10 protein-coding genes are annotated in these 8,426 nt (G+C 27.2%); all 10 read left to right on the top strand.

Annotation, left to right across the window (positions count from 1 at the left end):
- The coding region (locus tag Q1J60_RS13010; protein WP_423249094.1) for a fibronectin type III domain-containing protein at positions 1 to 134 on the top strand (134 nt) is incomplete at its 5' end.
- 155 nt (positions 135 to 289) lie between these two features.
- Positions 290 to 421: a hypothetical protein gene (locus tag Q1J60_RS00210; protein ID WP_300256930.1), complete on the top strand. Its 132-nt coding sequence runs from the start codon at positions 290 to 292 to the stop codon at positions 419 to 421.
- A 164-nt stretch (positions 422 to 585) separates the two neighbouring features.
- The gene (gene aroF, locus Q1J60_RS00205; RefSeq protein ID WP_300256928.1) at positions 586 to 1,599 is read left to right on the top strand and encodes a 3-deoxy-7-phosphoheptulonate synthase; all 1,014 of its coding nucleotides are present in this window, start codon (positions 586 to 588) and stop codon (positions 1,597 to 1,599) included.
- 78 nt (positions 1,600 to 1,677) lie between these two features.
- Complete coding sequence (aroB, locus tag Q1J60_RS00200; protein ID WP_300256926.1) at positions 1,678 to 2,730, top strand: 3-dehydroquinate synthase; 1,053 nt, start codon at positions 1,678 to 1,680, stop codon at positions 2,728 to 2,730.
- A 66-nt stretch (positions 2,731 to 2,796) separates the two neighbouring features.
- Positions 2,797 to 4,071 carry a 3-phosphoshikimate 1-carboxyvinyltransferase gene (gene aroA, locus Q1J60_RS00195; RefSeq protein ID WP_300256924.1) on the top strand — a complete coding sequence of 425 codons (1,275 nt, stop codon included), beginning with the start codon at positions 2,797 to 2,799 and terminating at the stop codon, positions 4,069 to 4,071.
- A gap of 63 nt (positions 4,072 to 4,134) precedes the next feature.
- Positions 4,135 to 5,211 carry a chorismate synthase gene (gene aroC, locus Q1J60_RS00190; RefSeq protein WP_300256922.1) on the top strand — a complete coding sequence of 359 codons (1,077 nt, stop codon included), beginning with the start codon at positions 4,135 to 4,137 and terminating at the stop codon, positions 5,209 to 5,211.
- A gap of 173 nt (positions 5,212 to 5,384) precedes the next feature.
- Positions 5,385 to 5,678, top strand: coding sequence for a chorismate mutase (locus Q1J60_RS00185; RefSeq protein ID WP_300256919.1), 294 nt, complete (start codon positions 5,385 to 5,387; stop codon positions 5,676 to 5,678).
- 735 nt (positions 5,679 to 6,413) lie between these two features.
- The gene (gene aroE / locus Q1J60_RS00180) at positions 6,414 to 7,229 is read left to right on the top strand and encodes a shikimate dehydrogenase (RefSeq protein WP_300256916.1); all 816 of its coding nucleotides are present in this window, start codon (positions 6,414 to 6,416) and stop codon (positions 7,227 to 7,229) included.
- 161 nt (positions 7,230 to 7,390) lie between these two features.
- Positions 7,391 to 7,906, top strand: a complete 516-nt coding sequence (locus Q1J60_RS00175; RefSeq protein ID WP_300256914.1) for a shikimate kinase — start codon at positions 7,391 to 7,393, stop codon at positions 7,904 to 7,906.
- Positions 7,907 to 7,995: 89 nt separating this feature from the next.
- The coding region (gene aroQ, locus Q1J60_RS00170) for a type II 3-dehydroquinate dehydratase (RefSeq protein ID WP_300256911.1) at positions 7,996 to 8,426 on the top strand (431 nt) is incomplete at its 3' end.

Raw genomic sequence — 8,426 nt, 5'->3', positions numbered from 1 at the left:
TAAGTGCTGATGAAACTGAATTTAAATTTAAGGGATTAAATAGACATACTATTTATAACTTTAAGATTGCCGCTAAATATTCTAATGGTAAACTTTCAACTAAGCAATCAATAACTGTTAGAACTGCAAGATAATAAGTTTTAATTAGATTGAAGTAAATTTTAAGCAAGTAGTATAAGATTTTATATAGAGTCTTATACTACTTTTGTTTTAAATTTTATTGACTTTGAAATTACAAAGTGTATAATAAATTTAAAAAAGTTTAGAAATAAATATTTTGGAGGATGGTATGCTAAATTTATTAGTAAGAGGATTAGTAGCACAATTTTATAGCTTTTACTCTAGCTGGGGCTTTCATTTTAGCGCTGGATATTTTATGTGCAATGAAAACAATAATCTTTTAACTAATGGGTTTTTGTAATTAACGGGATAGATATTAATATTATAGGAATATTTTATTATAATTTATTTGATAGAACTCATTGAATTGGGTTCTATTTTTTTACAATATTATAATTTAAACAATTTAATTTACATTTAGACTATTTTAAATAAAAAGGTTAAAATAAAAAAGGATGGCGAATTATGATAGTTATATTAAAACCAGAAACAAAGGAAGAGGAGATTTTAAAATTGATAAAAAAAATAGAATCACTTGGAGTTGAGACTCAAAGAATTTCTGGAAGAGAAATGTGTGTAATTGGTTTAGTTGGAGATACAAGCAAAATAGATCCAGCTAAAGTAGAAGCAAACAAAAATGTAGAGAGAATAATGTCTGTTCAAGAGCCTTTTAAAAAGGCAAATAGATTATTTCATCCAGATAACTCTATAATTGATGTTTTAGGAAATAAAATTGGTGATAAGAAAATAGCATTAATAGCTGGTCCTTGTTCTGTTGAGAGCGAGGAACAAATAACTGAAATAGCTAAAGAAGTTAAGGCGTTAGGGGCAAATTTCTTAAGAGGCGGTGCATTTAAACCAAGAACTTCACCATACAGTTTCCAAGGACTAGAACTTGAAGGATTGGAGCTTCTAAAAAAGGCTAAAGCAAAAACAGGACTTCCTATAGTTACAGAAATAATGTCAACTAGTATGATAGAAAAGTTTGTTGATGATGTTGATATTATTCAAGTTGGTGCAAGAAATATGCAAAACTTTGATCTTTTAAAAGAGCTTGGAAAGACAAAGAAACCTATTCTTTTAAAAAGAGGATTGTCAGCTACAATAGAGGAATTAATAATGTCAGCAGAGTATATAATGGCTGGTGGGAATGAAGATGTAATTCTTTGTGAAAGAGGAATTAGAACCTTTGAAACCTACACAAGAAATACCTTAGATTTAAGTGCTATACCTGCTATAAAAAAATTAAGTCATTTACCAGTAATCGTTGATCCAAGCCATGCAGCAGGAAAGTCATGGATGGTAGAACCATTATCAAAGGCAGCTATAGCTGTAGGAGCTGATGGATTAATAATAGAAGTACATAATGACCCTGCTAATGCATTATGTGATGGTCAGCAGTCAATTAAACCAGAAGATTACGGTAAGCTTTTAGAAGATTTAAGAGCTATTGCAAAGGCTGTTGGTAGAGATTTATAGAATATTATTTAATTTAGTGGGAGTGTTTAAACTCCCATTAAATTTATACTTAAAATTAATTGGGGTGGAGTAATAATAATGAAAGTTTTAAGAGTAAATTTAAATGAAAAAAGTTATGATATAGTAATTCAAAAGGGTTTAAAAGATTATTTTGGAGAATACATAAAAATTGTATTTGAAGGTAAAAAAGTAGCTATTATAACTGATGATAATTTAAATGATATATATGGAGAGTCTATAAAGAAAAATATAGAGAATGAAGGCTTTGAAGTTGAAGTTGTTTCTATTAGACCAGGAGAAAAGAGTAAATCTTTTGATACATTGCCAGGAATATATGATAAGCTTTTAGATTTTAAATTAACTAGAAGTGATTTAATTATAGCTCTAGGTGGCGGTGTTGTTGGAGATCTTGCAGGTTTTGTTGCCTCAACTTTTCTAAGAGGAATTAGATTTATACAAATACCTACATCATTATTAGCTCAAGTTGATTCTAGCGTTGGTGGTAAAGTAGCTGTTGACTTAGAAAGAGGTAAAAATTTAGTAGGAAGCTTTTATCATCCTGAACTAGTATTAATAGATCCTAATATGCTTGGAACACTTCCAGAAAAATATTTTAATGATGGCCTTGGAGAGGTAATAAAATATGGATGCATTAAGAGTAAAGAGCTATTTGAAAAGTTAGAGAGATTTGAGAATAAAGAGGAGCTAAAAGAGAATATTGGAGAAATTATTTATGAATGTTGCAATACAAAAAGAGAAGTAGTTGAAAATGATGAGAAAGATTTAGGAGAAAGAATGGTTCTAAACTTTGGTCACACTCTAGGCCACGCTATAGAGCAAATTTATAATTATGAAACTTATTCTCATGGAGAAGCTGTTGCAATAGGAATGAATATGATAAGCAAAATTGCTGAAGAAAAGGAACTTACTAAAAAAGGAACAGCAAAAAGAATTGAAAGTTTATTAAATAAGTATGGATTAAATACTGATATTAATATTGAAGATAATGGATTAGCTAGAGAAGCTATAAAATTAGATAAGAAGAATTTGAATGGAAATTTAAATGTTATTCTTTTAAAAGACATTGGAGAGAGTTACATATATAATACAACTGTAGATTTTTTTGAATAAAAAGTAATGTTTTATAGGTTAAAATTTATAGTGTAATTTAAAAATAAGTATAGGGAGTGGGTAAAGGTGAAAAAGGTAATCATAACTCCTAGTAAGTTAAATGGCAATGTAAAAATACCACCTTCTAAAAGTATTGCTCATAGAGCTATTATTTGTGCTTCTTTAAGCAAAGGAGAAAGTGTTATTTCTAACATAGATTTTTCAGAAGATATTATAGCGACTATTGAAGGTATGAAAGTCTTAGGGGCAAATATAAAAGTAGAAAAAGATAAACTAATTATAAATGGAGAAAATATTTTAAAGGATTCTAATTATAAAGTTATTGATTGTAATGAATCAGGTTCCACTTTAAGATTTTTAGTTCCAATTTCATTAATAGAGGATAATAAAATTAATTTTATTGGTAGAGGGAATTTAGGGAAAAGACCATTAAAAACTTATTATGAGATTTTTGATGAGCAAGAAATTAAGTATTCTTATGAGGAAGAAAAGCTTGATTTAAATATAGAAGGAAACTTAAAAGGTGGAGAATTTAAAGTTAAGGGAAATATAAGCTCTCAATTTATAAGTGGTTTATTATTTACTCTTCCTTTATTAAAAGAAGATTCCAAAATAATAATAACTACAGAACTTCAGTCTAAAGGCTATATAGATTTAACTTTAGATATGATAGAAAAGTTTGGAGTTACAATAAAAAACAATAATTATAGGGAATTTTTAATAAAAGGAAATCAAAGTTATAAGCCTATGAATTATAAAGTTGAAGGTGATTACTCACAGGCAGCTTTTTATTTTTCAGCAGGAGCTCTAGGTTCAAAGATAAATTGTTTTGATTTAGATTTAAGTTCTTATCAAGGAGATAAGGAATGCATTGAAATATTAAAGCGTATGGGAGCTAAGCTTATAGAAAATCAATTAGAGTCTTTAAGTATAATTCATGGAGATTTAAATGGAACTGTTATAGATGCTTCACAATGCCCAGATATAATTCCAGTTTTAACAGTTGTTGCTGCTTTAAGTAAAGGAGAGACTAGGATTATAAACGGAGAAAGACTTAGAATAAAAGAATGTGATAGATTAAATGCTATATGCACAGAGATTAATAAACTAGGTGCAGATATAAAAGAATTAAAAGATGGACTTATAATAAATGGAGTTAAAGAGTTGATAGGAGGAGAAGTAAATAGTCATAAAGATCATAGAATAGCTATGAGTTTGGCCATTGCTTCTACAAGATGTAAGGAAGAGGTTATTATAATAGAACCAGATTGTGTTAAAAAATCTTATCCAGGATTTTGGGAAGATTTTAAAAACTTAGGTGGAATTTTAAGAGAAGAATAATATATAAAATATTTAGACGAAAGGAGGGAGCTTTTAGAGATAATAGGCTTTAAAAGCAAAGAAATGGGAGGAGTTTGGGGTAATAAAATAAAATTATCTATATTTGGAGAATCGCATGGAGAAGGAATAGGAATAGTAATAGATGGAATAGAACCTGGAATCAAAATAAATATGGATAACATAGAAAAAGATATGGAAAGAAGAGCGCCAGGAAGAAATAGTTTATCAACACAAAGAAAAGAAGGAGATAAGCCAGAAATTTTAAGTGGAATATTTAATGGAGTCACTACAGGGGCTCCTATTTCAATGATAATAAGAAATACAGATAAAAAATCTAGAGATTATTCAAAAATAAAAGATGTGATGAGACCTGGTCATGCAGATTTTCCAGGGTATGTAAGATATAATGGCTTTAATGATTATAGAGGAGGAGGTCATTTCTCAGGGAGAATAACGGCACCATTAGTTTTTGCTGGAGCCTTATGTAAGGAAATACTTAAGGAAAAGGGCATAATTATTGGTTCTCATATTAAGCAAGTTGGTAAGATAAAAGATTCTTCCTTTGATGTGTTAAATTTAAAGAAAGAAGATTTAGAAGAACTTTTAACTAAAGAACTTCCAGTAATAGATACAAATAAAATAGAAAATATTAAAGAAGAAATTATTTCAAATAGAATAGAAAGAGATTCTATTGGAGGAATTGTTGAGTGTGCTATAGTTGGATTAGATGCTGGTATAGGAAATCCGTTTTTTGATTCCTTAGAAAGTACCATAGCTCATTTAGCCTTTTCAGTGCCTGCTGTGAAGGGAATTGAATTTGGAGCAGGATTTGATTTTGCAAATATGAAAGGGTCAGAAGCGAATGATGAATATTTCATAGAAGATGGAAAAGTTAGGACATATTCTAATAATAATGGAGGAATAACTGGTGGAATATCAAATGGAATGCCAGTTATATTCAGAGTTGTAATAAAACCTACACCATCTATTTCTAAGGAACAAAGAAGTATAAATATAAAAAATATGACAAATGAAGTTCTAAGTGTAACAGGTAGACATGATCCTTGTATAGTTCAAAGAGCATTAGTTGTTATAGAAGCCATTGCAGCTATTTCCATATTAGAGTTAATAAATAAATAGTTATGTTTTAAAATGAAATTTACTTTTATGAGGATTAAGTATTGATTAAAATTAATAGTTTTATCTACTATGGTCTAAAATATTGCCAAGAAATTCACTCTGGTAAAGTTCTAACTGAAATTAATATTGGCTTAAAAAAGAGTAAATAAGTTAAAAGAAAAGAGGTGAAATTTTTGAGTGATAAGTTAGCTCAATGTAGGCATAAAATTGATGAAATAGATAGAGAACTTATGAAAGTTTTTGAAGAAAGAATGAATGTTGTTTTAGATGTTGCAATATATAAAAAAGAAAATAATATGGCGATTTTTCATAAAGATAGAGAAAAGCAAGTTATAGAAAAAAATTTAAGTAGAGTAGAAAATAAAGAACTTTTACCTTATGCAGAGAAAATGCTTCATGCGTTAATGGATATAAGTAAAGAATATCAAGAATATAAAATAGGACTTATAGAAAATAATAGAGCATAATTTAATTGTAATTAGAGAGAATAAATATATTTTAGTGAGTTTAAGAGATTAAATAGGTAATTATAGGATTTTAGTATGTTATAAAAAGTGGAATTTTAAATGCTAATAATAATGGGTGTCAAATTAATAAGACATCCATTTGTTTTAACAAAGTGTAAATTTTTTTGAAAATATAATATAGAAAACAAATAAAAAAGTAGAATAATAATTGTCAATAAATAATTATTATAAAAAGAGGGTATCAAATTTGGAAATTAAAACTTTGATTAAATTTTTAAAATTATTAATGATAATAACTATTATATATATATTAATTACTATTAATTTTGCAATAAGAGCTTTTTTAATTGTTGTGGAAGTGATTTTTATTATTATATTTTATAAGGTGAAAAATATATAAATAATTTAAGTGTAAATATTTTATGTCTACAAGTTGGATTTTTTTGTAGTCTTTAAAATTTAAAAACACCTAGTAGGGTAACTAAGTGTCTTACATGAACTTGTGTATTTGGTTTTGGATATTTAAACAAAAACTTAAAATTATTATCAACATTTTAAAAGAGGATTCAAAAAGATTATTATAAGTTTTGTACAGTTATTTAATCATAGAATTATGAATTAATTATAGAATTTTATTATAAAAGCTTAAATCTTAACTATTGTATATTATAAAAGTTTTATCTTTATTCAATGTTTTTGTTAGAATTAAATTGTAAATACTAAGGAGGTGATATTTTGAAATTATTTGGATTAATAGGTGAGAAGTTAGGACATAGTCTTTCACCAGAGATACATAATAAAGTTTTTAAAGATAATAATATAGATGGATTATATAATCTTTTTTCTGTAAAAAAAGATTTTGAAAATAATATTGTAGAAAGTCTAAAATGCTTAGGAGTAAAGGGAGTAAATGTCACAATACCATATAAAGAGAAAGTTATGGATCAGTTGGATATTATTTCAGATGAGGCAAAAGCTATAGGAGCAGTAAATACTATTTTAATAAAAGATGGAAAATCCTATGGTTATAATACTGATTATTATGGATTTGGTAAGATGCTAGAAAGAGAAAAAGTTAATATTGAAGGAAATAGCTTTTTTGTTTTAGGAGCAGGGGGAGCAGCCAGAAGTATTTTGAAATATCTAGAGGATAGCAAAGCTAAAAAAATAGTTTTGGTTTCTAGGGATAAAGATAAAGCTTTTGAGAAATTTAAAGATTTCAATATTGATTTTATGAGTTATAGTGAGCTTGAAAAAATTCATGAGGAGTTTGCTTTAATCAATACAACTCCCTGTGGAATGTATCCTAATATAAATTCAGTGGCTGTTTCGGAAAAGATAATTAATAAATTTAAGGTTGCTGTGGACATAGTCTATAATCCTTTGGAAACTAAGTTTTTAAAAACAGCTAAGGATAATGGGCTTAAAACAGTTGATGGATTATTTATGTTAGTTGGACAAGGGGTTAAAGCTGAAGAGATTTGGAACGGAATAAAAATAAATAAGTCTACAGAAGAACAGATATATGAAGAATTAAAATGTAGATTTTAAATTTAATTTTGTAATAAGAAAATGTTAATTTAAGATTTTGTTTTAAACTAGTTACTTATTTTTAGGTATAATTAGAAATAAATATTAATTTAAAATATGATAAAAATTAGAATAATATCAAACATAACATTATTTGTTAAAACATAAAAGGGGATTAGAATATGAAAAAAAGAGGAGTACTTTTAATTGGAATGCCTGGATCAGGAAAAACAACTATAGGAAGAGAACTTTCAAAGGTATTAAAGATGAATTTTTTAGATATGGATGAATTCATAGAAAGAAGTACAGGAAAAGAAATAAAAGAACTTTTCGCTCAAGGAGAATCGGTTTTTAGAGATTTAGAAAATAAAAGTTGTGAACTTTTATCAACATTAAAAAATGTAGTTATATCTTCTGGTGGAGGAATAGTTACAAAAGAAGAAAATATGGGGAATTTTAAAGAATTTATAACTGTTTTTATAAACAGGCCTTTAGATCTAATTATGGAAGATATAGATACAGAAGGAAGACCGCTTTTGTGGGATGGTAAAGAAAGACTTACTAATTTATATAGAGATAGAATTGATTTATATAAAAAGTATAGTGATATAGAAATTATAAATGATGGTACTGTTGAAGAAGCTATTAGAGCAATAGGCAAATCAATTTCTCAGTGGAGTTTAAAAGAGAAAGAATAGATTTTTTAGTATTATTATATTAAAAATCTTAAATGGAAAGTGGGTGGATTTTAACCAAAAGAAAAATTAATAGTTTGGTTAAAGATAGTATGAAAATAATGGTTATAAATGGACCTAATTTAAATCTTTTAGGAATTAGAGAAAAAGAAATTTATGGTGCTAAAGATTTTAATCAGGTCATTGATTATATAAAAGAAGAAGGAATAGAGTTAGGATTAGAGGTAAACTGCTTTCAAAGCAATATAGAAGGCGAAATAATTAATTTTATTCATAATGCATATTTTGAAAAATATGATGGGATAATTATAAATCCTGGAGCATACACACATTATAGCATAGCTATTTATGATGCTTTAAAAGGTGTTGAAATACCAACTGTTGAGGTGCATTTAAGTAATATTCACAAAAGAGAAGAGTTTAGACATAAATCAGTTACAGCACCAGCTTGTATTGGGCAGATAAGTGGATTTGGTGAATATGGATATATTATGGCCATGAATGCATTAAAAAATCATATTAA

This window comes from Clostridium sp., assembly GCF_029258205.1.
GTDB lineage: Bacteria > Bacillota > Clostridia > Clostridiales > Clostridiaceae > Sarcina.
This window is presented reverse-complemented; position numbering and strand designations above follow the sequence as displayed.

Coding starts and splice junctions, on each gene's coding strand:
- Q1J60_RS00210 (WP_300256930.1), top strand. CDS start 290: ATGCTAAATTTATTAGTAAGAGGATTAGTAGCACAATTTTATAGCTTT.
- aroF (WP_300256928.1), top strand. CDS start 586: ATGATAGTTATATTAAAACCAGAAACAAAGGAAGAGGAGATTTTAAAA.
- aroB (WP_300256926.1), top strand. CDS start 1,678: ATGAAAGTTTTAAGAGTAAATTTAAATGAAAAAAGTTATGATATAGTA.
- aroC (WP_300256922.1), top strand. CDS start 4,135: ATGGGAGGAGTTTGGGGTAATAAAATAAAATTATCTATATTTGGAGAA.
- Q1J60_RS00175 (WP_300256914.1), top strand. CDS start 7,391: ATGAAAAAAAGAGGAGTACTTTTAATTGGAATGCCTGGATCAGGAAAA.